The 23,685-nt window shown below is 69.5% G+C and carries 19 protein-coding genes; 9 read left to right on the top strand and 10 right to left on the bottom strand.

Features of this window, described 5'->3' with window-relative positions; translation table 11 throughout:
* Positions 1-6 precede the first annotated feature (6 nt).
* On the top strand, positions 7-1,455 hold the full coding sequence (locus tag MRBLWH12_RS02215; RefSeq protein ID WP_363545619.1) for a zinc-dependent metalloprotease: 1,449 nt from the start codon (positions 7-9) through the stop codon (positions 1,453-1,455).
* A gap of 808 nt (positions 1,456-2,263) precedes the next feature.
* On the opposite strand, the gene MRBLWH12_RS02210 is transcribed toward MRBLWH12_RS02215, so the two are convergent.
* Both MRBLWH12_RS02210 and nudC read right to left on the bottom strand, forming a co-directional pair.
* On the bottom strand, positions 2,264-4,006 hold the full coding sequence (locus MRBLWH12_RS02210) for an ATP-dependent helicase (protein WP_363545616.1): 1,743 nt from the start codon (positions 4,004-4,006) through the stop codon (positions 2,264-2,266).
* On the bottom strand, positions 4,003-4,962 hold the full coding sequence (gene nudC / locus MRBLWH12_RS02205) for an NAD(+) diphosphatase (protein ID WP_363545613.1): 960 nt from the start codon (positions 4,960-4,962) through the stop codon (positions 4,003-4,005). Before nudC ends, MRBLWH12_RS02210 begins: the two co-directional genes overlap by 4 nt.
* Before the next feature lie 64 nt (positions 4,963-5,026).
* Between nudC and MRBLWH12_RS02200 the strand changes: the two genes are divergently transcribed.
* A complete protein-coding gene (locus MRBLWH12_RS02200) occupies positions 5,027-6,376 on the top strand; it encodes a hypothetical protein (RefSeq protein WP_363545610.1) in 1,350 nt (449 codons plus the stop codon).
* On the opposite strand, the gene MRBLWH12_RS02195 is transcribed toward MRBLWH12_RS02200, so the two are convergent.
* Both MRBLWH12_RS02195 and MRBLWH12_RS02190 read right to left on the bottom strand, forming a co-directional pair.
* A complete protein-coding gene (locus MRBLWH12_RS02195; protein WP_363545607.1) occupies positions 6,322-9,780 on the bottom strand; it encodes an ATP-dependent DNA helicase in 3,459 nt (1,152 codons plus the stop codon). The two genes, MRBLWH12_RS02200 and MRBLWH12_RS02195, sit on opposite strands and share 55 nt — an antisense overlap.
* Complete coding sequence (locus MRBLWH12_RS02190) at positions 9,777-12,998, bottom strand: ATP-dependent helicase (RefSeq protein ID WP_363545604.1); 3,222 nt, start codon at positions 12,996-12,998, stop codon at positions 9,777-9,779. The genes MRBLWH12_RS02195 and MRBLWH12_RS02190 overlap by 4 nt, the downstream gene beginning before the upstream one ends.
* A 167-nt stretch (positions 12,999-13,165) precedes the next feature.
* Here MRBLWH12_RS02190 and MRBLWH12_RS02185 point away from each other — a divergent pair, with 167 nt between their 5' ends.
* Genes MRBLWH12_RS02185 through MRBLWH12_RS02175 form a run of 3 tightly spaced genes read left to right on the top strand, consistent with a single transcriptional unit; the run spans position 13,166 to position 14,242 of the window.
* Positions 13,166-13,390 carry a DUF3107 domain-containing protein gene (locus MRBLWH12_RS02185; protein ID WP_363545601.1) on the top strand — a complete coding sequence of 75 codons (225 nt, stop codon included), beginning with the start codon at positions 13,166-13,168 and terminating at the stop codon, positions 13,388-13,390.
* A gap of 7 nt (positions 13,391-13,397) precedes the next feature.
* Positions 13,398-13,685 (top strand): hypothetical protein, encoded by a 288-nt coding sequence (locus MRBLWH12_RS02180; RefSeq protein ID WP_363545597.1) that lies wholly within the window; start codon positions 13,398-13,400, stop codon positions 13,683-13,685.
* A 5-nt stretch (positions 13,686-13,690) separates the two neighbouring features.
* On the top strand, positions 13,691-14,242 hold the full coding sequence (locus MRBLWH12_RS02175; RefSeq protein ID WP_363545594.1) for a hypothetical protein: 552 nt from the start codon (positions 13,691-13,693) through the stop codon (positions 14,240-14,242).
* On the opposite strand, the gene MRBLWH12_RS02170 is transcribed toward MRBLWH12_RS02175, so the two are convergent.
* The gene (locus tag MRBLWH12_RS02170; RefSeq protein WP_341975345.1) at positions 14,239-14,949 is read right to left on the bottom strand and encodes a ferritin-like fold-containing protein; all 711 of its coding nucleotides are present in this window, start codon (positions 14,947-14,949) and stop codon (positions 14,239-14,241) included. The two genes, MRBLWH12_RS02175 and MRBLWH12_RS02170, sit on opposite strands and share 4 nt — an antisense overlap.
* Positions 14,950-15,125: 176 nt before the next feature.
* Between MRBLWH12_RS02170 and MRBLWH12_RS02165 the strand changes: the two genes are divergently transcribed.
* On the top strand, positions 15,126-16,649 hold the full coding sequence (locus tag MRBLWH12_RS02165) for a DEAD/DEAH box helicase (RefSeq protein WP_341975346.1): 1,524 nt from the start codon (positions 15,126-15,128) through the stop codon (positions 16,647-16,649).
* A 42-nt stretch (positions 16,650-16,691) separates the two neighbouring features.
* On the opposite strand, the gene MRBLWH12_RS02160 is transcribed toward MRBLWH12_RS02165, so the two are convergent.
* Positions 16,692-17,567 carry a PHP domain-containing protein gene (locus tag MRBLWH12_RS02160; protein WP_363545590.1) on the bottom strand — a complete coding sequence of 292 codons (876 nt, stop codon included), beginning with the start codon at positions 17,565-17,567 and terminating at the stop codon, positions 16,692-16,694.
* Positions 17,568-17,654: 87 nt separating this feature from the next.
* Here MRBLWH12_RS02160 and MRBLWH12_RS02155 point away from each other — a divergent pair, with 87 nt between their 5' ends.
* The 3 genes from MRBLWH12_RS02155 to MRBLWH12_RS02145 all read left to right on the top strand — a co-directional run bounded on the left by MRBLWH12_RS02155 (position 17,655) and on the right by MRBLWH12_RS02145 (position 21,097).
* Positions 17,655-18,677 (top strand): endonuclease/exonuclease/phosphatase family protein, encoded by a 1,023-nt coding sequence (locus MRBLWH12_RS02155; RefSeq protein WP_363545587.1) that lies wholly within the window; start codon positions 17,655-17,657, stop codon positions 18,675-18,677.
* A 36-nt stretch (positions 18,678-18,713) separates the two neighbouring features.
* Positions 18,714-20,123 carry an aminopeptidase P family protein gene (locus MRBLWH12_RS02150; protein WP_363545585.1) on the top strand — a complete coding sequence of 470 codons (1,410 nt, stop codon included), beginning with the start codon at positions 18,714-18,716 and terminating at the stop codon, positions 20,121-20,123.
* Between the two features lie 65 nt (positions 20,124-20,188).
* Positions 20,189-21,097: a phosphotransferase gene (locus tag MRBLWH12_RS02145; RefSeq protein ID WP_363545582.1), complete on the top strand. Its 909-nt coding sequence runs from the start codon at positions 20,189-20,191 to the stop codon at positions 21,095-21,097.
* A gap of 38 nt (positions 21,098-21,135) precedes the next feature.
* On the opposite strand, the gene MRBLWH12_RS02140 is transcribed toward MRBLWH12_RS02145, so the two are convergent.
* From MRBLWH12_RS02140 to MRBLWH12_RS02125, 4 genes are read right to left on the bottom strand one after another with little or no spacing between them, the layout of a single operon-like run.
* On the bottom strand, positions 21,136-21,768 hold the full coding sequence (locus tag MRBLWH12_RS02140; RefSeq protein WP_363545580.1) for a hypothetical protein: 633 nt from the start codon (positions 21,766-21,768) through the stop codon (positions 21,136-21,138).
* 20 nt (positions 21,769-21,788) lie between these two features.
* Complete coding sequence (locus MRBLWH12_RS02135) at positions 21,789-22,181, bottom strand: VOC family protein (RefSeq protein WP_363551280.1); 393 nt, start codon at positions 22,179-22,181, stop codon at positions 21,789-21,791.
* A 2-nt stretch (positions 22,182-22,183) separates the two neighbouring features.
* Entirely contained in the window at positions 22,184-22,846 is a 663-nt protein-coding gene (locus MRBLWH12_RS02130) for an alpha/beta family hydrolase (protein WP_363545578.1), read from the bottom strand.
* A 7-nt stretch (positions 22,847-22,853) separates the two neighbouring features.
* A complete protein-coding gene (locus MRBLWH12_RS02125; RefSeq protein WP_363545575.1) occupies positions 22,854-23,672 on the bottom strand; it encodes a general stress protein in 819 nt (272 codons plus the stop codon).
* Positions 23,673-23,685: the final 13 nt, after the last annotated feature.

The following is a 23,685-nucleotide window of genomic DNA, read 5'->3' as shown; positions in this document are numbered from 1 at the left end:
AGCGACATGGCAGACAACGACCCCACCCCTGAAGACTTCCAGGAGTTCCTGCGACGGATGCTGTCCGGCCAGGGCGCCGGCGACATCGACCCGGAGGCGCTGCAGGGCGCCCTCGCCGGCATGGAGGGCCTGCAGCTCGACCCGGCGATGATGTCGACGATCATGTCGCAGCTGCAGGGCGCCTTCGGCGGAGACGCATGGGAGAACGCGCTGCGGCAGGCGCTGCACATCGCGAACCGCGACGGCCAGAGCATCACCGACGGCTCCCGCGGCTCGCTCGTCGACGCGTTCACCTTGGCGAACCTGTGGCTCAGCGAGGCGACGACGATCTCGGAGCTCGCCGAAGCACCGAAGGCGATGACCCGCGGCGAATGGGTGGAGGCGACCCTGCCTGTGTGGAAGGAGATCGCCGACCCGGTGTCGACGAGCATCGCCGACGCCCTCACCAGCGCGCTCGACACGCAGGTCCCCGAGGAGATGCGCGGACTCGTGCAGGGGGCGGGCAAGCTCATGCGCGGACTCGGCGGCTCGGTGTTCGCCGCCCAGTTCGGTCAGGTGCTCGGCAACCTGTCGCTCGAGGTGGTCTCCGGCGGCGACGTCGGCATTCCGGTGCTGCCGGCCGGTACCGCCGCGGTGATCCCGCAGAACCTCACCGCGTTCGGCGAAGGACTCGAGATCCCCGAGGACCAGATCGCGCTGTACCTCGCAACGCGCGAACTCGCCCACGCCCGTCTGTATCGCCACGCCAAGTGGCTGCACCTGCACGTGATGGCCCAGATCACCGACTTCGCCCGCGGGGTCACCGTCGACGTCGATGCCCTGGAGGACGTCGCTAGTCGACTCGACCCGTCGAACCCCGAGGAGCTGCGAGCCGCCATCGAGGGCGGCGCACTTCTTCCGACGCAGACCGAGGCGCAGCGCGAGGCTCTGACCAGGCTCGAGAACCTCGTCGCGACGATCGACGGATGGGTCGACGTGGTCACCGCTCAGGCCACCTCGCGGCTGCCCGACGGCGCACGCCTCGCCGAGGCTGCTCGTCGCCGTCGTGCTGTCGGCGGGCCGGCCGAGGATGCCCTCGGCGCGCTGGTCGGGTTGAAGCTGCGCCCCCGACGGATGCGCGAAGCCGTCGCCATGTGGCAGGCGGTGACGGACGCCGTCGGAACGGCCGCCCGCGACGCGCTGTGGGACTACCCCGACCTCATGCCGACGGCCGAGGACATCGACGATCCCAGCGCGCTGGTGGCCCGCCTGCAGGCGGTCGCCCGCGGCGACGAACCGGTGGCCGACGAGTTCGATGAAGCGCTCGCGCGCCTCCTGGACGGCGATGACTTCACCGGGGGCACGGAAGCGGAGCCGGTATCGGACAGCGGACCGCACTCGGACGCGCCGGATGGCGACGCGGACACGGACGCGCCGGAAGACGAACACGGCACCGGGGGCGACCGACCGGTCTGAGCGGAGCATCCACTCCTCCTCCCCAACGGGAGATATCCGGAAGTTGTCCACGGATAGCCTTCGAGTGCCCCGCGCGCTCTCGGTAGTCGTGAGAATCGGGGCATGTCTCCGCTCTCGTCCAAGACGATCACCCGGCTCGACCCGGCCGCTCCCCTGCTCTGGCGCGACGAGCAGACGCTGCAGCTCGGCGTCGACGGAAGTGTGCGCATCGAGGTCGTCGGCGTCTGGGTCGAGGCCCTGCTGGTCCGGATGTGCGCCGGCTTCCAGCGCCGAGGCTTCGACGTCATCGCTCACGCGTCCGGGGCGCCTCGCGATGAGGCGCGGATGCTGCTGCGACGTCTCCAGCCGTTGCTCGTCGACGACCCGCCTCCGCCGCCCGCGGTCTGGGTGGAGGGTGTCAACATCACAGACGCGCGTTGCGAGTACCGGATGCGGGACGCTCTCGCCGACGAGGGACTCTCCTCGGGCGCACGCACGGATCCAGATGCCATCGGCGTGATCCTCGTGCAGGGCGCGGCGGCGGCCCTTCAGCTCGCCCCGTACCTCAGCAGAGACATCCCACACCTCCCGGTGGCCTTCGAAACCGGACGTGTCACGGTCGGCCCGCTCGTCGTCCCCGGGATCACCCCGTGCCTCTCCTGCCGCGACGGACATGAGCGCGATCGCGACCCGGCATGGCCTCGGCTGCATGCCCAGCTGATCGCTCGCCATTCCGGCCCCATCGCGGCCGTGCACGTGGCAGAGGCCGCTGCCCTCGCCGCCCGCATCCTGTCGGCACCGGAGAGCGACGCATCAGCGATCGCTCAGCTCACTGCAGACGGCGCCCGCGCGTGGCGCTCGGTGACGTTTCACGCAGAATGCCGGTGCCGCGAGCAGTCGTTCCCATCTCAGCGAGAAAGCGCGACGGTGCCCGCTCCCCTCGTCCTGCCGCGCGCGACCACGACAGCGACAGCGTTCGCGCAGCCCGCGTGACGCCGACATACGCGAGACGACGTTCCTCGTCCACGGCCTCGAATGTCGTCGCGTACGAGATCGGCAACGCGCCTTCGGCCCACCCTGCCAGATGCACGTGCGGCCACTCCAGACCCTTCGCAGCATGCAGCGTCGACAGCGTCACCGTGCGCATGGTCGGCTCGTGCTGGTCCTTCGCCCGCGCCATGAGCGCGTCGCTGAACGAGCGCAGCGTGGCGTCGGAGCCCGCTTCCTCCGCGAGCCGAAGAATCGCCCGCCGCGCCTCCCAGCCGTCCCGCTGAGCACCGCCGGCCTCGGGCGGCTCCTCGGTCAGGCCAAGCTCGCGGAGTACTTTCTCCACGTTCCCGAGGAAATCCCGCTCAGTCGGCGCGACCGCGGCGCCACGGAGCGCGAGAATGGCCTGCCGCACCTCCGGCATGGCGAAGAACCGGGTTCCGCCGAGCACAGTGGTCGGAATACCCGCCGCCCCGAGCGCCTGCTGCAGGGCTGCGGACTGGGCGTGCGCCCGGTAGAGCACGGCGATGTCGGCCGGCGATGCACCCGCAGCGATGCGTGCGGTGACGGCTGCGGCGACCCCGGCGGCCTCCTCCGTCTCAGTGTCGTAGGCCGTGACCGTCGGAGTGTCGGCGGTGAACGAATCGCGCGCCGGAACAAGCTCCAAGGCTCCTGGTCGGCCTCGCATCAGCGCGTTCGCCGCGGTGAGGATCGGTGGCTGGGAGCGGTAGTTGGTCTCCAGGCGCACCACGGTGGCATCGGGGTAGCGACGCTCGAACTCCAGGAGGAAGCGCTGTTCGGCACCGGCGAAGGAGTAGATCGTCTGGCTCGCGTCGCCGACGACGCAGAGGTCGCGTCGGTCGCCCAGCCACAGCTCCAGCAGCCGGTTCTGCAGCGGCGAGACGTCCTGGTACTCGTCGATGGTGAAGTGGCGGTACTGCTCGTGGACGGATGCGGCGACCCGCGGCTCCGCCTCCAGCATCCCCGCGCACGCCAGGAGCACATCCTCGAAGTCGAGCTGACGTCGCTCATCCTTCAACGCCTCGTATGCGCGCTGCAGTTCGGACAGCTGCGTGGCGTCCACGCCGTTCACCGTGCGGCCGAGAGCCGCGTGCTGGTCGATGGACAGCATCGAGACCTTGCGCCACTCGATCGCGGAGGCGATGTCCCTGAGGGTGGCGGTGTTCGGCCTCATCCGAAGACCGTCGGCCGCCTGTCCGAGCAGACGCACCTTGTTGTCGATGATCGAGGGGGCGGGTGAGCCCGCCAGCGTCGGCCAGAAGAAGTTCAGCTGTGCGAGCGCTGCGGCGTGGAACGTGCGGGCGGCGACCCCTTCGACGCCGAGAGCGCGCAACCTGCCGCGCAACTCTCCGGCGGCCTTCGCCGTGAATGTGACGGCCATCACCCGGGAGGGCGAGTAGGTACCGGTGTCGACGCCGTGCGCGATCCGGTGCGTGATCACGCGGGTCTTGCCTGTTCCGGCACCGGCGAGCACGGCGACGGGCCCGCGCAGCACGGAGGCGGCCTCGCGCTGGCGGTCGTCGAGAGCCGCCAACGCTCCCCCGACGGTGTCCGGTGCGCTCATGCTCGATCCTCGTACCAGTCGCGGATCAGCGCCCTGGCGATCGAGGCGGATCCGGGAAGACCGACGGGCCCTTCGCCGTCGAGAGCGGTGCCGATCTCGGCACGCGTGAACCAGCGGACGTCGATGATCTCTTCGCCGTCTGCGCGGGCCGCGGACTCGTCCTCGACGACCGCGCGGAAGCCGATCATCAGCGAGCGCGGGTACGGCCACGGTTGCGATGAGATGTAGCGGATCGCGGTGAGGCGCACGCCTGCCTCTTCTTCGATCTCCCGGTGCACGACCTGCTCCAGGGATTCACCGGCCTCGGCGAAACCGGCGAAGCAGGAGTACATCCGGCCTCCCCAGTTCGCGTTCGCTCCGAGCAGCAGCCGTTGACCGTCGACGCTCTCCACGGCGACGATGACCGCCGGATCGGTGCGCGGGAAATGTTCACGACCGCAGGAGAGGCAGCGCCGCGACCAACCGGCCTGGCGCACTTCCGTGCCGCCGCCGCACACGGCGCAGAACGGCGCATCGCGCAGCCAGACGGCGAGCGCGATCGCTTCGACGAGAAGCTCGGCATCGAGCGCACCGAGGCGTGCTCCGACGTCGCGGAGCCCCAACCACGTCTCTTCGGGAGCGGCGTCGATGGCCTCGGCGGCGTCTGCGACCGCCGCGAGCAGGATCGCCGCGCCCGCAGCATCGCGCCCGAGCAGGGCCCAGGTGGCGTCGCCGACCTCCGTCGGCGCGACCATGATGAGGGCGATCGCCGGGGTTTCGGCGCCGGTTCGATGCGTTTCGTCTCGCTCCCCGACCGGCGCGCGGGGCTCGTCCGGAACAGCCGCCAGGTCCACTCGAACCCGGCCGTTGCGCACCATGACGACTCGCGTTGTCGCATCCTCACGGAAGCGATCGACGACGCCCACCTCGGTGCGGAGTTCGGCCGCGCGGTCGAGAGTTGGACGCTTGATGGTCATCGACTCCCTCTCTCACGGGCGTGGCGAGGGCGGGACCGCCCCTGCACCGACCTACCCTGGGGGCATGGCACGCTCTCCTTTCACTCTAGCCGCGGCGGTGACGGCCGCGTTGCCCGGGGCGGACGTGACGGGCGCGCGCCCGCTGACCGCCGACGGTGACGCCCGTTTCGACTCGGCCGTCGTCACCCTCGCCGACCGCCGCGAACTCGCGATCCGCGTGGCGGACGACGATGAAACGGCGCGCGAACTCGCCGCCGAAGCGCTGGCCTTGCGCGCGCTCACCGCGGGCGCACGCGCCATGCTGCCCTTCCGCGCGCCGGAGTACATCGGCGAGACGCGCCTCGGCGATGGCCGGGCGCTCGTCACCGAACTGCTTCCGGGCTTCCAGATCGAGGCGCCCCTGGTTCCGGCAGGACCAGGTGCTGCCGAGTCGATGGGCGCCGCGATCGCCGCGGTGCACGGGATGCCGATCTCCGTCGTCCGCGGCGCCGGTCTCTCCACGCGTTCCGCCCAGGAGGGCCGCGACGAGGTGCGTCGGCTGGTGGACACCGCGGCCGCGACCGGCCGGGTTCCCGCGCGGCTCACCGTGCGCTGGCGTGAGGCCGTCGCCGATGACGACCTCTGGCGTTTCGAGGCCACGGTCGTGCTGGGCGGCGTGCAGGCGACCTCCTTCCTGTTCGATGACGACCCGGAACTCGGGCCGCAGGTCATCGGCCTGGTCGGCTGGCACGGCCTGTCGGTCGGCGACCCTGCCGTCGATCTCGCCTGGCTGTCGGCCGCACCGGATGCGGCGCCCGATGTCCATGCCTCGTATGCGCGGGCGGCGGGGCGGGTGCCGGATGCCGCACTCGAGGTGCGTGCCCGACTGCTCGCCGAACTGGAGTTCGCCCGGTGGTTGGTGCACGGGGACTCGCTGCGCCGCACAGATATCGTCGACGACGCGGCCGCTCTCCTGGAGGCTCTCGCCGCCGGGCTTCGTGACGACGACAGGAATGTGATCGCAGCGCGGAGCGAGGGCGTCGACTCGGCCCTCGACGCGCTGGATCGCGTGCCGGCCTCAGCTGCTGTCGCGGTCGACACCTCCATGCAGACCGACGCCTACAATCCCGACGACCTGTGGCACGACGCGGATGCGACGGGATCCGTCCCCTCGCTCGACCGGGCGTCGCACGCCCGCGATGACGAGCCCGATGCATCGGTGGACCGCCGCGCCGCGATGACGAACGTGGAGACCGAAGATCTCTCCGGCATCGTCGAGTCGGGGCTCTTTCCGCTGGAAGACGTCGAGCAGACGGCGAACGCGTCCGATCAGGGGGTCGACGATGACCGCAGCGCTGCGGCGGGAGACTCAGACGAGGCTCAACGCGCAGCGCGGGCGGCGCTCCAGCGCTGGAAGAGTTCCGCCTCCGAGTAGATCCGCTCTCCTCGGATGACGAGGTCGTCGGCCACGTAGTACAGCGCGACGTCGATCTCCTCCAGCGGCACCCCGAATCGGCGGTGGTAGGCCAGGCGATAGAGGGCGAGCTGGAGCATCCGCTCCTCGCGTTCCTCAGCGGTGCGCGGTGCCTTACCCGTCTTCCAGTCCACGATCTCGATCCGACCTCCACGGTCGTCCCGCCGATAGACGGCGTCGAGCTTGCAGATGACGATGTGCCCTGACTCGTCGGAGTCAGCGCCCGACGACAGCCCCGCTCCGAGGGCGAAGTCGATCTCGATCTCGACGGCGATCGGCTTGAGCGCACCCCATTCGCTGCGTTCGAAGGTGTCGCGCAATCGGGCCAGGGCAGCTTCGTCGGCCCTGGCGACGTCGTCGAGCTGGGCCTCGTCGTCGTCGATCTCCCACAGTCCGTCATCGAGCGAGGAATCGGCGCCGACCAGGCCGGAGCGGTGCTCCACCCAGGAGTGGAACAGGGTCCCGATCCGGGTCTGCGTGTACGGGCGCTCCGGCATCGGGCGGGCGATCGTGCGGGCGGTCCCGGCGAAGTCGCCGATGTAGTCCTTGAATCGCGACGCCGGAACCCTGGTCGGCACGTGGGCGATCGCGCCGCGCTGGCGCTCGGCGCGCTCCGCGAGGAGCCGATCGAGTTCTCGTGTCGCCTGCGGCGATGCGGTGGACGTCATCGCGGCACGCACCTCCTCGGCCGCACGCGAAACGACGCCTCGGCGTCCGCCGAGCGGGTCACGGGGCCACGCGGCGGTGCGCGATGCGCCCTCATAGGGGTTCTCATCCGGGTCGACGCCGTCGATGGCGTCGAGACCGAGGATCTCGATCGCCTCCAGGAGGTAGGGACTGGGCGTGCGCGGCTTCTTCTGCCCTGCCCAATGCGCACCGCTGAGCAGCAGGTGGGTACGGGCTCTGGTGAAGGCCACGTAGGCCAGTCGTCGTTCCTCCTGCTGCTGGTAGTCGCGGTACTCGGACTTGAACCGCTCCAGCGCGCCTCCGGCAGGGTAGGCCTTGGTCCGGCCGCTGCCCAGGGCATCCAGAGCGGCCTTGTGGCGCTTCTTCGGATCGTCGCCGGCCGCAGCCATCTCCGCGACCGGATCCCAGGAGAACACCGGCAGGGCAGTGCGATCGCCGCGGAGCGCGAACGGAAGCATCCCGAATCCGAACCAGCCGGCGGTCTCCTTCGGTGTGCCTGGCAGCTCATCGTCGACCAGGCGCACCACCGCCACGGCGTCCCACTCCAGCCCCTTCGACCCGTGGATGGTGAGCAACTGCACGACCCCGGGCTCCGGCGGCTCCGTCCGCGGCATCAGCTCGTCGGTGCGCTCGGCCTTGTCGAGCCACGCGAGCAGGTTCCCGATCGTTCCGCGTTCGTCGGCCGTGAGGAAGGCGCGCACCTCGTCCGTGAACGCGCGCAGCTGTGTCGACGCCGTACGCGCCGGGCCCCTGGTCTCGTTCGTCGCGAGTTCGATGTCGAGGCGCAGCTCGGTCTCGATCAGGCGGATCAGCTCGGGGATGGGCTGCGTGGAGGCACGGCGCAGCCGCTCGAGCATCTCGCCGGCCTCGCGCAGACGCGCACGCCCCGTCGGGGTGATCGCCTCGAGCATCCGGTAGCCGTCGTCGATGCCGCGCACGAAGTCGACGGCGTCGACGATCGAAACAGCTTCGTCCGCACCCTGCGAGGAGCGCAGCCGCGTCTGCACCTCGTCCGGGAGCGGGGTGAGCGATCCGTCTCGTTTGGCGAGGGTCATCGCGAGGTCGTACAGCGCTGCCATATCGGCGACGCCGACCGCGAAGCGAGGGCCGACGAGCAGGCGGATCAGCGCGGATCCTGCCGTCGGATCGTGGATCACCCGCAGCGCCGAGACGACGTCGACGACCTCGGGCGTCGACAGCAGCCCGCCCAGTCCGAGGATGCGATGCGGGATGCCCCTCCGGCCGAGGGCCGAGGCGAAGGTCTGCATGTGCTTCTTTGACCGGAAAAGGACGGCGCCGCTCGATGCTCCCGCCGCCATGTCACGACGATCGGCGAACCACGCCGCGACGTCGTCGGCCTCATCCTCGACGGTGAGCGCGAATCGCACGTCGACAGCGCCCTCGCCCGCTCCCGGCCGTGGCTCCAGCTCGGGCACACTGAGCTCGGCGCGCTGCAGCGGCAGCAGCACGCGGTTGGCGACATCGAGGATGGTGCGGTCGTTGCGCCAGCTCGTCATCAGGCTGTAGTTCGCCGCCGGTTGCGTACGGGCGAACTCGCGGCCGAACGCGTAGAGGTTGTCGGCACTCGCGCCACGCCATCCGTAGATCGACTGGTGCGGGTCGCCGACGGCCATCACCGCGGTGTCGTGGAACAGCGCAGCGAGGAACCGGGTCTGGATGACGGAGGTGTCCTGGTACTCGTCGAGCAGCACCACCCGGTACTGCTCCCGCAGTGCCTCGCGCACATCGGCCGAGCCCTCCACGATGTCGAAGGCGCCGCTGACCTGGTCGGCGAAGTCGAGCACGCCACGACGGGACTTCTCGGCGACGTACTCGGAGACGAGCCGGGTGAGGACCGGCATGTTCTCGAGGTTCGACGCCGCCGTCTCCACGATCGCGCGTTCCCGGTACGGCCCGAAAGCCTCCGCCTGCGCGCCGGCGATCCTCTCGATGTCCGCGATGGGGGCTCGATGATCGAGGGCGTCGCCGGCGAGACGCTGCACCGCATCGATCACCCCCGACGGCGATCGCTCGATCTCCTCGAGGTCGGGATCCTGCGAACGATGCACGACGGTGCGGGCGAGAAGCCACGACGCAGACTGGCTGAGCATCGCGGCATCCGGGTCGCGGCCGATCCGCGCCGCGTGCTCACGCACCAGCGAGTCGGCGAACGCGTTGTACGTCGACACCCGCGGACGGATCATGATCTCCTCCGCCGGGCGCGGAGCCGACGGGTCCCAGCCCGTACCGAAGCGCAGGGAGAGCTCGTCGAGCACCGTCGAGCGCACCAGCTCGCGCTGACGACCGGCGGATGCCGCTTCGACCCGCTCCAGCGCTCCGCTGCGCACGATCTCGGTGAGGTGCGGAAACAGACCGCGTCGCCCGTACTCGTCGACCAGTGCGAGCCGCGCACCGATGCGCTCGGCGAGCTCACCGGCCGCTTTGCGGGTGAAGGTCAGCCCGAGGACCTCGTCGCGGCGGACATGGCCGTTCGCGACGAGCCAGACCACCCGCCCCGACATCGTCTCCGTCTTGCCCGATCCGGCACCGGCGACCACCAGGGCAGGTCCGGGCGGCGCCTCGATGACGCGCTGCTGTGCGGCCGTGGGCGGCGGCTGGCCGAGAGCGGCGGCGATGTCGATGGCCGTGAGCGCCAGTTCGCCCGTCCATGCCGTCACGAGCTCACCGCCTCGACGGTGTGGATGCGGCACGGTTTGACGTACACCTGCGTATCCTCGCAGTGCGCCTGCACCTGGGCGGTGAAGCTGCTCGCCGCCATCCCTCTGCCCGCGTCCGCGACCCGGTGCAGGAAAGCCGTGCGCTGCTCGTCGCCGAGCGTGTGCTGATGCGCCACCCGATAATCGCTCTTCCCGACTGTCTTCGACACGATCACCAGACGCGCCCCGACCAGGGCGTCGGCGTTCGCGCCGTCGACCAGCCCCTCCTGCACCGCCACCTGGTAGGCGGCGAGCTGCGCGTGCTCGAGCACCGCCGACTCGGTGTCCGGCTCGTACTTCCCGCTCTTCAGGTCGACCACGACGACGCGCTCGCCTCCGGCGCCCTGCGCCATCTCGGTCCAGCGTTGGCCCCGCGCAGGTCGGTGCTCGCCGGCGCCCGAGGCGTAGACCTCGATGCGGTCGATCACGCCGCTCACCAGCGCCCGCCCCGCGGGAGCCGTGCCCTCCACAGGCTCGACCGTGACCTCGTCGAGGTCGTCGGACAGCCCGACGGCGAAACGGAACTCCGCCTCCGATCCGACGACACGCCCGCCGTCACGGGACACCTCGCTCAAGTACGCCTGCATCCGGTCGACGTAGAGGTCGGCTCGGCGCCGTTCCTTGCGCCCGATCCAGGCGGTCTCGAAGTCGAGCTCGGGCCATCGCTCGGCGACGATCTCGCGCAGCTGCTCGATCCCGCCCTCGGGGACGCGCTCCATCGCGGCATGCAGGATCGTACCGATTCCCGCCGAGGGCGCCACCACCGTGTCGCCGCCGAGCGCTGACACCACCCAGCCGAGGCCGCACTCCTCGAAGGCCTCGAGGCGCGACGGGGAGACGCGGACGCCGGCGTTGTCGAGATCGCGCAGCGGCGCGGTGCTGGACGGCTCGCGCATCCCGTACCAGGTGGACGGGTCGGCACCGGGCACGCCCGCCTCGGCGAGCAAACGCAGTTGACCGGCGGCCTCGGCACGGGCATGCGCGTCATCGGAACTGGTGAGCGTGCGACGGTGCCGCGCGACGAGGCCGCGCAGCGTGAGCGGATGTGCCAGACGATCACCGGCGTCGGGGCGCGGTTCCGGAAGGAAGCCGAATAGGGCGCTCGGCGACGAATCGTCGTCGTCGACGGCGGTGACGAGCAGCAGCCGGCGGGCTCTGGACAGTGCGCGCACGAACAGGCGCAGCTCGTCGTGCAGCACCGTGCGACGGCGGCCCTGGGTGTCCGGCTCGTCCAGCGGATGGCCGTTCCGGGCCGCCGTGATCGTGTCGGCGAGGCGCCAGGTGTCGAGCATCCCGCCGCGCAGCCGGACATTGGGCCAGACGCCGTCCTGAACCCCCGCGATGACGACGGCGTCGAACTCGGTGCCGAGAGCCGTGGCCGGGGTCAGCAGCGTCACCGTTCCCGGGCGTTCAGGAGACGAGAGCGTGTCTTCGGGCACCTCGCTGTCGATGATGTCGGAGATGAAGCGAGCCGGTCCCCCCTCCTGCACGCGCTCCACCGAGCGCTTGGCGGCGTCGAACAGGGCGACGAGCGCATCGAGTCGACGTCCGGCCTCTGCGCCTCCCGGCGCCTCCGACGCCTCGCGCCAGGCCTCGTCGAGACGACGCCCGCCCGGAGCTCTGGCCGCATCCCACACCCGCCAGAGCAGCTCGTGGATGGTCTCCCCCGTCGCTGCCGCATCGGAGACCTTCTGCAGCAGCGAGCCGAATCGCGCTGCCGTCCGTGCCTCAGGCGTGTCGAGCAGGTCGAGAGTCGCCGGCTCTGCCAGCGCCACCCGGAGCAGCTCGCGCGCGGGTGCCGAGCCCCCGTTCTCCAGCTCACGATGCCGGAGGCCGGCCCGGAGCCTGCGGAGTCCGACGCCGTCGAGGCCGCCGAAGGGCGTGCGCAGCGCCTCGGCAAGAGCATCCGCCTCGCGGTCGGCCACGCGCGTCATGGCGAGGCGGACGATGCCGAGGATGTCGCGCACGACCTGCTCGCTGCCCAGCGGTCGCTGCACACCCGCGGAGCGAGTCGGCACCTCTCGCGCAGCCAGCTCGACGTCGAAGTTCACCACCTGCCGGGTGTCGTGCGCCAGCACCGCCATCCGGTCCCACGCGATGCCCTGCTCGAGGTGCCACTCACGCAGGACGGCCGCGATGCGGTCGATCTCCTCGTGGGGCGACGGGGCGAGGAAGGTCGTGATGCCGGCGTCCTGCGCCTGCTCGTCGCGCGGCGCCGGGGCTCGCCGGTGCTCGACCCGGCCGGCGACTCCGATCGCCTGGGTCACCCGGCGGGTCAGATCGGTGAGAGCGGGTGTCTGCCGGTGCGGCTCGTCGAGGACGAACACGTCGCCGAGCACGGCGGCCAGTCGGGCGAACAGCTCGGGGCTCGCGCCGCGGAACGCACCGGACGAGATGTCGGGATCTCCGAAGGCGAGCACCGCGATCCCGCGATCGCGCAGGGCCTGCACGATCGCGATGCCGCCGGAGGTGAGCTCCTGGGCGTCGTCGATGAGCACCGCTCGCAGTTCACCGAGGGCTCCGAGCGACGCCGTGTCGGCCGTGCGCAGCAGAACGGCGGCCTCGCTGAGCAGATCAGCGGCATCACGATGCGCGGAGCGGAACTGGTCGAGCACGCCGCGGTACTCGATGAGGAAGGCCGCGACGGCGCGCCAGGCGTCGCGGTCGGATGCCCGCAGCTCTGCCGGCGACACCCCGAGCTCGGCGCACTCGGCGATGAACGCGCGCAGCTCCGAACGGAAGTCCTTCGAGGAGCGGACCATGGCGCTGAGCTGTGCCGGCCAGCGCTCGACACCATCCTCTTCATCACTCTCGTGACCGGCGAGGAGCTCGGCGATGATGCGGTCCTGATCGGCCCCGGTGAGCAGCGCCGGAGACTCGTCGCCCTGCTGCACCATCGCACCGCGCACCAGCTGGAAGGCGAAGGAGCCGAGGGATCGGGCCAGCGGCCCGGGAGTCGCCTGGTCGATGCGCACGCCGATGCGATCGCGCAGCATCGTCGCCGCCTTCCGGTTGGGCGTCAGCACCAGCACCTCGGCAGGCCGGATTCCGGAGCCGAGCAGATGCACGACACGGTCGGTGAGAGTGCGCGTCTTTCCCGTTCCCGGTGCTCCGATGATCACGCCGGATGCGGTCGCAGGGGCGCCGACGACGGCTCGCTGCGCAGCATCCGGGGTCATGTTCTCCACGCTAGCGGGGTGCGCGGACATCACTCCCCGCCGCGGCCCGTCGCCCTGTGCGCTCAGGGCGAAACCAGCAGCGACGACCGATCCGCGCCGACACCACCGGGGTAGAGTTGGGCGCAGTCCCCGACGAGAACGTCGTCACTGAATCGCGAGGAGCACGCGTGGAAATCCGCATCGGCATCATCAACACCGGCCGCGAGCTGAGCTTCGACACCGGAGCCTCCGCCGACGAGGTCCGCACCCAGGTCGCCACTGCTCTCGAGCAGGGTACGACGCACCTGAACTTCGCCGATGTGAAGGGCAACTCCTACCTGGTCCCGACCGCGAACCTCGCCTACATCGAACTGGGCACCGAGGAATCACGCCGCGTCGGCTTCGTCGCCTGACCCCACGATGTACATCCTTCTCGCACTCGTCGCCGCGTGCGCGCTCGGCATCGGTGCGCATTTCCTGGTCAGTGGCCGTGAATTGCGCGGCGTCGCCCTCACCCCGGCGATCGCGACCGTGGCGGCCGGGGTCATCTACACGGCCATGCAGTGGGCGGGCGTCGGCCAGGACAGCATCTGGCTGTGGCTCGCGAGCATCATCGGCTCCGTTCTGATCGCCGTCATCGCGACCCTCGCGATCGTCGCGATCCGTCGTCGCAGGGATGCCGAGACGAAGGCCGCGCTGGGAATCTGAACGCGATGTCGTCGAGCGATTCGGAGCCGAGCGCGGCCCGCACGCTGTTCTGGATCCGCGTCTGCATCTGGATCCTCATCATCGGGCTGATTCTCAGCGGAATCACCGCGTTCCCGCTCCGGATCGAACTGGCATTCGCCAGCGACGTCCTGCACGACTCCCCCGCCGTGGGCTGGTTCCCGGATGCGGTCGCCTGGGTCGATCGGGTCGCGGATGCCCTGGCTGACGTCGACACCCGCTACCCGTTCATCGCCTACGGCACGGATTGGCTCGCCTTCGCGCACCTCGTACTCGCCGTGGTGTTCGTGGGGCCCTTGATCGATCCGGTGCGAAACATCTGGGTGACGCAGTTCGGGGTGATCGCCTGCGTCGGGATCATCCCGCTCGCGCTCATCGCCGGCGGCATCCGTGGAATTCCGCTCGGCTGGCAGCTGATCGACATGTCGTTCGGCGTGATCGGTGCGATCCCGCTGATCATCGCGTGGAGGCTGACAAGGCAGCTGGAACGGATGCAGCGCGCCGATGCGACCACTCCCCGGACGGCGGAGATCCGCTAGGACGCGAGTCCCATCGCATCCATCCGACGGGCGTGCGCTCCCATGAGCTCGGTGTAGACCGGCTCGACGCGTTCCTCGTCCATCGCGAGGCGTTCGGGACGCAAGGCCGCGCGGCATACGAGCAGCGCGTCGCCGACGAGTCGGCGTGCCCACATCGAGAGCAGGGAACGCCACTCCTCGTCGCTCTCGATCGTGAGCTGGATGATCGCCACGATCTCCTGACGGCCGTCATCCTGCCGGAGGATGTCAGCCACCCGGCGACCGGTGTCGCCATAGCTGGAGGCGAGCGCGAGATAGAAGTCGTCGAGCATTCCGGCGGTGATGTAGACAGCCAGAAGGGTCTCACGCGGGCGCGCGCCGATCGTCTTCCGGCGGAACGCGTCGAGGTGCTCACGGAACGGCAGCATCAACTGCGTCGGATCGTCGCCGCGAGATGCGATCAGATCGACGATCGCACGATGCTTGCTGAGGGCCGCGCCGGCCGCTCGCGACAGCGCTTCCTTCTCGGAGAGCTCCGGGGTGGCGCGGATCAGTCGCGTGAGCGTCTCGAAGTAGCCGAGCTGCAGGTACGCGGCCTGACCGAGGAAGCGATTGAGTTCAGGGGCGAGTTCGGCGAAGTCGACCCTCGTCGCATCACCCTGATCGCCTCGACTGCGAAGCGTCAGTGTGCGCCGCGGAGCCTTGCGCTTCCAGAACCAGTCGACCATGCGCCCAGACTACCCAAGCTCACCGCTGATCCCCGGTGTTCCGACCCCCTCGGGTAGGCTGGTCACGTCCCGCCAGTGGAGTGGGGCCCCGCGCCTGTGGCAGAAGAGACGGCGTGGATCCGTTTTCGTGGCGATCACTGCGCTCTGCAAGGCTCGCCGGACAGGCATCTGAAGAATTGACTACTTTCGCTGATCTCGGCGTCGATCAGGACATCGTCGAAGCGCTCGCTTCCAAGGGCATCATCGACGCGTTCCCCATCCAGGAGCAGACCATCCCCCTCGGCCTTCCCGGCCAGGACATCATTGGCCAGGCCAAGACGGGCACCGGCAAGACCTTCGGCTTCGGCATCCCGGTCGTGCAGCGCCTCGGCCTGAACCCGTCGCACGGCGTCAAGGCGCTCATCGTCGTGCCGACCCGCGAACTCGCGGTGCAGGTCTACGAAGACATGGACCTGCTCACCAGCAACCGCGCAACCAGCGTCGTCGCAATCTACGGCGGCAAGGCCTACGAGGGACAGATCGACCAGCTGAAGGCCGGCGCGCAGATCGTCGTCGGCACGCCCGGTCGTCTGATCGACCTCGCCGGTCAGCGTCTGCTCGACCTGTCGAACGCGACTCAGGTCGTGCTCGACGAGGCCGACAAGATGCTCGACCTCGGCTTCCTCGCCGATATCGAGAAGATCTTCCAGAAGGTGCCGGCGGTCCGCCACACGCAGCTGTTCTCGGCGACCATGCCTGGCCCGATCGTGGCACTCGCCCGTCGGTTCATGAGCAACCCGATCCACATCCGCGCGACCGATCCCGACGAGGGTCTCACGCAGGCGAACATCAAGCACCTCGTGTACCGGGCGCACTCGATGGACAAGGACGAGGTCATCGGTCGCATCCTGCAGGCAGAGGGCCGCGGCAAGACCGTGATCTTCACCCGCACGAAGCGTGCGGCGCAGCGGCTGGTCGACGAGCTGGGCGACCGCGGCTTCAACGTCGGCGGCGTCCACGGCGACATGGGCCAGGAGCAGCGCGAGCGCTCGATGGCCGCATTCAAGGCCGGCAAGCGGGACGTGCTGGTCGCCACCGACGTCGCCGCGCGCGGCATCGATGTCGATGACGTCACGCACGTGATCAACCACACCATCCCGGACGAGGACAAGACGTACCTGCACCGCGCCGGTCGCACCGGCCGCGCCGGCAAGACCGGCATCGCGGTCACCTTCGTCGACTGGGAGGACATGCACAAGTGGGCCCTCATCAACCGCGCTCTCGAGTTCGGCCAGCCTGAGCCTGTCGAGACCTACTCGTCGAGCCCGCACCTCTTCGAAGACCTCGACATCCCCGCGGGGACGAAGGGCCGGCTGACGACGGCACCGAAGGCTGAGGCTCCGAAGACCCAGCGCACCCCGCGACCGGAGCGCGCAGTGGATGCCGCCGAGCAGGGCACCGACGAGGGCGGGACGCGCCGTCGCCGTCGCCGTCGCGGCGGTGCCGAGAAGGTCGGGTCCACCTTCGCCGAAGGCACGGAATCCGGCTCGTCCGCGAGCTCGTCCGATGACGCAGGCGTCGCCGCGCATGAGGCTGCTGAGCCCGGCGCCGGCACCCACGACGGTGCAGGCAAGGAACACCACGACGGCAAGCCGGCTCCCGCTCGCCGCCGTCGCCGTCGCCGCGGCGGCACTGGTGCCGGAGCACCGACCGGCGCCTGAACGACATGACCTGAGGGGCGGATGCTGTGCAGCATCCGCCCCTCAGGCGTATCGCGGCGCCGAGCCCGTCGCCCGATCGATGAGCCGAGCCACCATGTCTTCGGACGTGGTGTTCTCGCCAGGCCGATTCGGTTTGCCGGTGCCGTGGTAATCACTTGATCCCGTGATGATGAGGTCGTGCTTCGCTGCGATCTCGTGCAGCATCTTCTTGCCGGCGGCGGTGTTCTCCCGGTGGTCGATCTCGAAGCCGCCGAGACCCGCCGCGATCAGCTTCTCGATGAACGGCACCGGCATCATCCTGTCGCGACCAGACGTCACGGGATGCGCGATGATCGCCACTCCCCCGGCTTCGGTGATCAGTCGCACCGCCGTGAGCGGGTCGGGTGCGTAGTGCGGCTCGTAGTATCCCTCGCGCGGATGCAGGATGCCGTCGAAAGCCTCGGTCCGGTCGCGGACGATACCTCGGGCCACCAGCGCATCTGCGATGTGCGGGCGCCCCACCGTCGCATCCAGCATCGTCTGCGCGAGGACGTCATCCCAGTGCAGGTCGTAGTCGCGTGAGATGTTGCGGACGATCCGTTCGGCCCGCCCGATCCGGTCGCCGCGGATGCGGTCGGTCTCGACGCGCAGCGCGGCATCGTCCGGATCGAAGAGGTAGCCGAGCACGTGCACACTGCGCCACTCGTGCTTCGCAGAGAGCTCCATCCCGGGGATGAAGGTCATGTTCAGCTCGCCCGCGGCCGTCGCCGCCTCGTCCCACCCGGTGGTGCGATCGTGATCGGTGAGGGCTGCGGTGCGGACGCCGTACGCATGCGCCTGACGCATCACTTCGGCCGGCGCCTCGGTCCCGTCGGAGTGGTTGGAGTGCAGATGCAGGTCGGCGGGACCCGCGAATCGATGCGACGGATCAGCGGCCATCCTCTGAGCGTAGCGAGCGCGGACGACACCGGGCGCGACCGGCGCCGCGGCAGGGACTTCACAGGCTCTCCTCCTAGGCTTGAGGGGATGTTTCGTCTCCTCGGGATCCTCCTCACGCTGCTTCTCGCGATCGCGACTGCGATCGTGGTCTGGCCGCAGTTCTTCCGTCTCGAGCAGACGTACCCGTTCGCGCAGCTCGTCGCAGCGCGAGGACTGGTGCTGGGCGGATTCCTGGCGGTCGCCGTGCTCTCGCTGCTGCTGCTCCTCGTGCGCCCGCTGCGCGGCTTCGCCGCTTCGGTGTTGATCGTCGCCCTGCTCGGCGCCGGCGCAACCGGGATCATCGGCGCGACCCGCGGCTTCGGCGACTCCTCACTCCCGGAGAAGACCGATTCCAGCATCCGGGTGCTGACCTGGAACACCGCAGGAGAAGCAGTATCTGCCGACGAGATCGCCACGCAGATCCTCGCGCAGAGCGCCGACATCGTCTCGTTGCCGGAGACCTCGCAGTCCGTCGGTGAGAGCATCGCAATCCTGCTGCGCGATCAGGGGTATCCGATGTGGGTGCATCACGTGCAGTACCGACCGGACGTACCCGACGGGCCGCAGTCCTGGCAGACGACCGTGCTCGTCTCCCCGGAACTGGGCGATTACTCCGTGATCCAGTCGTCCGAAGACGGTTCGAGCAACACCGGCTCGGTGCCGAGCGCCGTGCTGATGCCTGTCGATGGGGAAGGTCCGACGATCGTCGCCGTCCACGCGGTCGCACCCCGGCTCGAGGAGATGGATCTTTGGCGATCCGATCTGCAGTGGATCGCCGACCAGTGCCCGCAGGGAGACGTCATCCTCGCCGGCGACTTCAACGCGACGGTCGACCACATGGCCCCATTCGGCGTCGGTGGCGGCGACATGGGCTATTGCCGCGACGTGGCATCGCGCACCGGCAATGGCCTGGTCGGCACATGGCCGAGCTCGCTCCCCGCACTCGCCGGAGCGCCGATCGATCATGTGATGGCCTCGCCGAACTGGCGTCCCACCGGCTCTCTCATCTTCGAGGACGCCGGCGGCAGCGATCACCGCGGGATGGTCGTCCAACTCGAGCCTGTGGGCTGACTCCCACGATCGTCCGGCAGGTGAGAGACTGGTCGGATGAGCACTGGAGAGCGCGACACGATCGCAGAGCCCACCGCCGAGACCAACACCACGAACCGCAAGCAGCCGTTCCCCCGGGGCTTCCTCGACACCATCTCCACCGGATGGGCTGAACGCCCGGAGTCGTTGCCGACACCGCGCGCGCAGGCGCCGTACGCCGCCGCACGTCGCGCTGTGGTGTCCGCCGCGTTCCCCGGAAAGCGCCTGGTCATCCCGGCCGGATCGCTCAAGCAGCGCAGCAACGACACCGACTACGTCTTCCGTGCGCACTCCGCGTTCGCGCACCTGACCGGGTGGGCGTCGGATGCCGAGCCCGATTCCGTCCTCGTCTTCGAGCCGTCCGCCGACGGCCACGACGTGACGCTGTACTTCCGCGAGCGGGCTGACCGCACGACGACGGAGTTCTACGCCGACGCCACGGTCGGCGAATTCTGGATCGGCCCCCGCCCGTCGCTCGCCGGCGTCGCCGCGGATCTCGACGTCGCCACCGCGCACCTCGACGAGTTCTCGTCCGTCGAGGGCGAACTGGTGCTCGATTCGGATGCCGCGCTGGACAGCTTCGTCTCCGAACTGCGCCTGGTCAAGGACGACTTCGAAATCGCGGAGATGCGCCGGGCGGTCGACATCACCGCACGTGGCTTCGATGACATCATCGCTGCGCTCCCCGAAGCATCGGTGCATGCCCGCGGCGAACGCGTCGTCGAGGGTGTCTTCCACCGCCGCGCTCGACAAGAGGGCAACGGCGAGGGATACGACACGATCGCCGCATCCGGTCCGCACGCCTGCTACCTGCACTGGACGCGCAATGACGGCACGGTGGTCCCCGGCGATCTGATCCTCGTCGATGCCGGCGTCGAGGCCGACAGCCTGTACACAGCCGACATCACGAGGACCCTGCCGGTATCGGGCACGTTCACAGATGTGCAGCGCCGGGTGTACGACGCCGTCGTGGAAGCCGCCGATGCGGCGTTCGCGGCCGCGCGCAACGGCGTTCGGTTCCGCACGGTGCACGAGGCCGCGATGCAGGTGATCGCTGCACGCGTCGCCGAGTGGGGACTGCTTCCGGTGAGCGCCGAGGAGGCGCTGGATGCGGATGCGGGAGGCCAGCACCGCCGCTACATGGTGCACGGCACGTCGCATCATCTCGGAATCGATGTGCACGACTGCGCGCAGGCACGCCGCGAGATGTACTACGACGGAATCCTCGAGCCGGGCATGGTCTTCACGATCGAGCCGGGACTCTACTTCCAGATCGACGACCTGACGGTACCGGCCGAACTGCGTGGAATCGGCGTGCGCATCGAGGACGACATCCTGATGACCGAAGACGGCCCGGTGAACCTGTCGGCAGAGATTCCGCGTACTGCCGACGACGTGGAGGCGTGGATCAAGCGGTTGCAGGCATGATGAGCGGGTTGTCGGGGTGAGCAAGTCGTTCATTCAGCAGCAAGCCGGACGTTGAGCAGCAACCGATGCACGAGAATCAACTCGACGTCGACGAGGATCTCGCCCGTCGGCTGATCGCCGCGCAGTTCCCGTCGTTGGCTGCGCTGCCGGTGCGACGTGTGCGCACGGCCGGAACCGTGAACACGATCATGCGCATCGGCGAGGATCTCGTCGCACGTTTCCCGTTGCAGGCCACTGCGCCGGCGGAGCTGGTCGCGGTAGCAGCGGCGCTGACGGAGTTCTCGAGCGCGAGTGCGTTCCCGTCGCCACAGCCGTTCGGCGCCGGCGAGGCGACTGCGGAGTACCCGTCCGCCTGGTCGGTGCAGACCTGGGTACCGGGTGAGGTCGCTCGGCCCGACCGGCACGCGTCATCGGCATCGCTGGCCGAGGACGTCGCAACCCTCGTCACCTCGCTGCGCAGGCTCGACCCGGGTGGCCGAGTCTTCGACGGTCGGGGTCGGGGCGGATCTCTGCGCGACCACGACGAATGGATGGTGCACTGCTTCGCGCAGAGCGCGCACCTGATCGACGTGCCGCACGCGGAGCGGTTGTGGGCGGTGCTGCACGACCTGCCGCGATCGGGCTCGGATGTGATGAGCCACCGCGACCTGACCCCGCCGAATCTGCTCGTCTCCGATAGCACCGGCGCCGATCGACTCGCCGGCGTGCTGGACGGCGGGGCCTTCGGCCCCACGGACCCCGGACTCGACCTCGTCGCCGCATGGCACCTCTTCGACGGTCCAGCGCGACGCGTGGTGCGTGAACGTGTCGGCGCCGGGAACACCGAGTGGTTCCGCGGAGCCGCGTGGGCGCTGCAGCAGGCGATGGGCCTGGTCTGGTACTACGAGGAGTCGAATCCGGAGATGAGCGCTCTCGGCTTGTCGACGCTGCGCCGGCTGCTCGAGGATGCGGAGCTGGGCGCGCTGGTTGTGTGAGCGCGGTCAGCCGCGGGCTGGAGAGCTCACTGCGCGAACTACTCAGGTGCCGACGACGGAAAGACGGTTACCGTCCCTGTTCGTGAACGGCTGGAGAGCATGATCGCCAGGATGCCGAGCCCCAGAGTCGCGGTCAGGAAGGCGAGGGTTCCGAGTGCAGCGAGAACGCCGGACATCTCCATGAAAGCAGTCGGCGAAGCGACGCCGATCAGCTGCGGCAGGACCCACATCAACGTCTGGGCGCCGAGCGCCCACAGCGGGGCCCAGTTCCACGGAGTCGGCACGACCCGGGTTCGGGCTACCTGCACTCCCGCGATCAGCCCGACCATCAGCGGCAGCACCATCGACAGGTATGACCACGGTAGCCAGGCCTCTGCCTGCTCGGGATTCATCGGTCCGGCGAACAGCCCAACGAGAGTGTCGGTCAAGGGCCACAGGGCCACGGCGGCTGAGGATGCTACTCCGAGCGGCTTTCGCGCGACGACGCTGCCCTCGCGGCTCAAGCCGAAGGCCAAGATGAGGACGGCACCTGCCCACAACACATCCGCAAGAAGGGTGAGGGTGGTAGTCGCACCCGGTGCTCCGAGGACCGAGCCACGGATGATGCCGACGACACCGCAAGCGATGAGACCGATGCCGCCCACCGACCATGAGAGTCTGCGCCTGTGCATGACTCCACGCTAGCGGCGACTCAACTCCCCGCTGCCACCACTTCGACTTTGAACCCGGCGGTGTTCTCCAGCCAACCGGCATAGTGATCCGGGCCACCGGCATGCGGATAACGCTCCTGGTACAGCGCCCGCCACCCGTGCGCCGAGGCGTCGGACATGGTCGCATCGACCTCCGCACGAGAGCCGCCCCAAAACGCGAGGTGATTCACCCCGGGCCGGCGGCGGTCATGATCGGGCGAGGAGAGATTCGGCGACGTCGTCAGGGTCAGGTAAGCGCCGCCGGCATCCCAGGTCCGCCCCTCCGGCCACTCCGCGATGCACTCGAACCCGAGCGCGGACAGCAGCCAGCCCCACGACGGCGCGGCCTCCTCGATATCGCCGACCCAGATCTCGACATGATGAAGCCCTTTCAGACTCATCGACCGCTCCCGGCGAAGTCCGCCACGAGCGGCGCGAGCGATGCCCCGATATCGGATGCCGGGCGCTTGCGCCCCTTCACCTCGAAGGTGTGCCCGCCGCCGTCGATCCACACCACTCGCGCGTCCTGGCAGCTCTCGACGACCTCTTCGAACTGCGTCAGCGGCTGGATGAACGGGTCGTTGGTCCCCTCGATGAACAACTGCGGCACACTGATCGCGGGAAGATGCTCGGCGCGCGGCTTCTCCGGTTTGCCTGGTGCATGCAGCGGATACCCCAGATAGACAAGACCATCCACGGCAAGCCCTTCGGCGACGGCCATCGAGGCCATCCGACCGCCGTAGGATTTGCCGGTCGCCCACAACGACTCCTGCGGACCCCGATCGCGTGCACAGGCCACCGCGGCGTTCCAGGTCGCGATCGCGTGCGCGGCCGGACCCGGCATCCGTCGCCCCAGTTCCACGTAAGGGAAGTTGAAGCGCAACGTCGAGAATCCGAGCTCACCGAGTGCCGAAGCGTATCCAGTGAGGAAAGGATGGTCCATTCCGGTGCCCGCGCCGTGGGCGATCAGCACCGTGCCGCGGCCGGTTCCCTCGCCCCACACCGCCGACACCTCGACCGCGCCCGTGGGCAGCGTCACGTCGAAGCGGAACGGATTCATCGGGAGGTCAGGAGTCCGCTGCGCTCTCACGCCCGGCCGGACGAGGGCTCTCGCTCTCGGGAGCCGCGGCTTCCTCCGCTGCCGGCGCGGACGAAGTCTCGACCGCAGCGGTCGGAACCGCCGGGGCCGCTTCTGCTGGAGCCGGTGCGGGTGCGGGTGCGGGTGCGGGTGCCGGAGCTTCCGTCGAGGCAGGCACCACTCGTTCGCCGTACATCGGAGCCGCCGGACGCGGGGGGACGACGTACCCCTCGGCGCCGGGATCGGTTCCGGGCGACGGCGCCACCGGAGTCGCGCCGGGTACAACACGCTCGCCGTAGCGAGGCGGCTCGTCGAGATTCACCGGCGGACGCGTCGTCTGCGGCGTGACGGCACCCAGCACCTGACGGGCCTTCGCGAGAGACGACGGCATCACCGTCACCTCGTAGTGATCTGCGGCGAACTGGGTGATGCTCGCGAAGTCGCGGCGACGACGCACGATCGCGTAGGTGATGAGGCTCAGCAGCATGCCGACGGCGACACCGATGAGGACGAAACCGACGAAGAGCTGGATCGGCACCTCGGGCTGGCCGATCACCAGGATCGCGGCGAGGAAGAGTCCGATGAGCACGCCGTTGATCGCCCCCGAACGAGCGGCGGCCGCGTAGCCCAGTCGCCCGGTCACCCGCTCGACCGTCCTCACGCTCTGCCCGATGATCGCGATGTCCCTCGCGGGCACCTCCCCCGCGATCAGCTTGGACACCGTCTTCTGGGCGGCCTCGTATTCGCGCATCGAGGCGACGGTCTCGCCGGTATCGGTGCCGTTGGCCGGACGGTTCAGCATGCTCATTGGTCCATTCTTC

Origin of the sequence: Microbacterium sp. LWH12-1.2, from assembly GCF_040675825.1 — a bacterium.
GTDB lineage: Bacteria > Actinomycetota > Actinomycetes > Actinomycetales > Microbacteriaceae > Microbacterium.
The sequence above is the reverse complement of the archived record's forward strand: the minus strand, read 5'-3'. Positions and strand labels throughout refer to the sequence as shown.

Bases quoted from the DNA above. Each gene is read 5' to 3' on its own strand.
- MRBLWH12_RS02160 (WP_363545590.1), bottom strand. From the start codon at position 17,567: ATGGCCGCTGATCCGTCGCATCGATTCGCGGGTCCCGCCGACCTGCAT.
- nudC (WP_363545613.1), bottom strand. From the start codon at position 4,962: ATGACCATCAAGCGTCCAACTCTCGACCGCGCGGCCGAACTCCGCACC.
- MRBLWH12_RS02155 (WP_363545587.1), top strand. From the start codon at position 17,655: ATGTTTCGTCTCCTCGGGATCCTCCTCACGCTGCTTCTCGCGATCGCG.
- MRBLWH12_RS02210 (WP_363545616.1), bottom strand. From the start codon at position 4,006: ATGAGCGCACCGGACACCGTCGGGGGAGCGTTGGCGGCTCTCGACGAC.
- MRBLWH12_RS02190 (WP_363545604.1), bottom strand. From the start codon at position 12,998: ATGACCCCGGATGCTGCGCAGCGAGCCGTCGTCGGCGCCCCTGCGACC.
- MRBLWH12_RS02145 (WP_363545582.1), top strand. From the start codon at position 20,189: ATGCACGAGAATCAACTCGACGTCGACGAGGATCTCGCCCGTCGGCTG.
- MRBLWH12_RS02130 (WP_363545578.1), bottom strand. From the start codon at position 22,846: ATGAATCCGTTCCGCTTCGACGTGACGCTGCCCACGGGCGCGGTCGAG.
- MRBLWH12_RS02150 (WP_363545585.1), top strand. From the start codon at position 18,714: ATGAGCACTGGAGAGCGCGACACGATCGCAGAGCCCACCGCCGAGACC.
- MRBLWH12_RS02140 (WP_363545580.1), bottom strand. From the start codon at position 21,768: ATGCACAGGCGCAGACTCTCATGGTCGGTGGGCGGCATCGGTCTCATC.
- MRBLWH12_RS02180 (WP_363545597.1), top strand. From the start codon at position 13,398: ATGTACATCCTTCTCGCACTCGTCGCCGCGTGCGCGCTCGGCATCGGT.
- MRBLWH12_RS02215 (WP_363545619.1), top strand. From the start codon at position 7: ATGGCAGACAACGACCCCACCCCTGAAGACTTCCAGGAGTTCCTGCGA.
- MRBLWH12_RS02175 (WP_363545594.1), top strand. From the start codon at position 13,691: ATGTCGTCGAGCGATTCGGAGCCGAGCGCGGCCCGCACGCTGTTCTGG.
- MRBLWH12_RS02170 (WP_341975345.1), bottom strand. From the start codon at position 14,949: ATGGTCGACTGGTTCTGGAAGCGCAAGGCTCCGCGGCGCACACTGACG.
- MRBLWH12_RS02125 (WP_363545575.1), bottom strand. From the start codon at position 23,672: ATGAGCATGCTGAACCGTCCGGCCAACGGCACCGATACCGGCGAGACC.
- MRBLWH12_RS02200 (WP_363545610.1), top strand. From the start codon at position 5,027: ATGGCACGCTCTCCTTTCACTCTAGCCGCGGCGGTGACGGCCGCGTTG.